The sequence below is a fragment of the Mycobacterium sp. RTGN6 genome, from assembly GCF_033804605.1.
Taxonomy (GTDB): Bacteria; Actinomycetota; Actinomycetes; order Mycobacteriales; family Mycobacteriaceae; genus Mycobacterium.
This window is the reverse complement of the sequence record NZ_JAPZKZ010000025.1, coordinates 1-1460: the sequence shown is the minus strand read 5'-3', so window position 1 is coordinate 1460 and position 1460 is coordinate 1. Positions and strand designations below refer to the sequence as shown.

Genomic DNA, 1460 nt, shown 5'->3' with positions numbered 1-1460 from the left:
CCAATACCGTTCAGTTAAGACTACATGGGTGTAGTTTGTAGTGCATGCCTCGTGCGGGTTGGCGTAAGCCGGAGTCGGATCGTCGGTTGTCGGATTTGGTGTCGGTGGGGGTGCTGACGCGGGTGTTTCCGTCGGCGTTGGTCGATGAAGTGATTGAGGCGTCGGGGCGGACCCAGGTGCGGCATCGTGCGTTGCCGGCGCGGGTGATGGCGTATTTCGCGATCGGGATGGGTCTGTACTCCGATGGTTCCTACGAAGACGTGTTGTCGCAGTTGACCGATGGTTTGGCGTGGGCCTCGGGGTGGCGTGAGCAGTACCAGTTGCCCAGCAAGTCGGCGATTTTCCAGGCTCGGGAGCGGTTGGGTTCGGAGCCTTTGGCCGAGTTGTTCGCGCGGGTGGCTCGTCCGCTGGGTGGGCCGGATACGCCGGGAACGTGGCTGGCCGGGCGGCGACTGGTGGCCGTCGATGGAACCTGCCTTGACGTGGCAGATACGCCCGGCAACGAGGAGTTCTTCGGTCGACCGGGGGTGAACAAGGGCGAGAAGTCAGCGTTCCCGCAGGCACGGTTGTTGGCAGTGGCCGAGTGTGGCTCGCACGCGATCTTTGCCGCCACGATCGGGGGCTATCGAGACGCTGAATCCGCAATGGCCGGGGACCTGTTGGCTGCCCTCAAGCCTGGGATGCTGTTGCTGGCCGATCGAGGATTCTTCTCATATGCATTGTGGCGTAATGCTTCTGGCACTGGATCGGATCTGCTGTGGCGGATCAGTACCGGCGGCAACGGGCCCTCGCCGGTTCATGTCGAAGACCTGCCCGATGGTTCGTGGTTGGCCCATCTGCGCTCGACGAAGGATCGACACAGTGAGCCGATGCTGGCCCGGGTACTCGATTACACCCTTGACGACGGCCGTGAGAACCCCACTGTCTACCGACTGATGACCACCATGCTTGATCCGGTCGAAGCGCCTGCGCTGGAGCTGGCCGCCGCCTATGCCCAGCGGTGGGAAATCGAGAGCATCTTTGATGAACTCAAGACTCATCAGCGCGGATCGAAAGTGGTGTTGCGTTCGAAATCCCCCGACCTGGCTCTGCAAGAAATCTGGGGATACCTGTGCTGCCACTACGCGATTCGCTCCTTGATGAGCGAGGCCGCAGAACACGCCGGACGCGATCCCGACAACCTCAGTTTCACTGCCGCACTGCGCATAGTTCGCCAGTCCGTCGCCCAGCAGGGCGCTTTTTCCCCCTGACCACCCCCGATCGCCCGACCGGCACTGGCAGGCGTTCCTGCGTCGAGTACTCGATCGTCTCAACCCGGCACGGCGCAGACGATCAGCACCACGGGTCATCAAACGCAAAATGCCCAAATGGCACGTCAAGCGCGCCCATCACGCATCCTGGCCTCAGCCACAGCACTCACCAGACATCACCGTCCGACCACCTTAACTGAACGGTATTGG

At 62.0% G+C, this 1460-nt stretch carries 1 protein-coding gene; it reads left to right on the top strand.

The genetic code is table 11. The features are described 5' to 3' along the window. The first annotated feature begins 44 nt into the window (after nt 1-44). Nucleotides 45-1250, top strand: coding sequence for an IS4 family transposase (locus tag SLQ33_RS33500; protein WP_319458245.1), 1206 nt, complete (start codon nt 45-47; stop codon nt 1248-1250). Nucleotides 1251-1460: the final 210 nt, after the last annotated feature.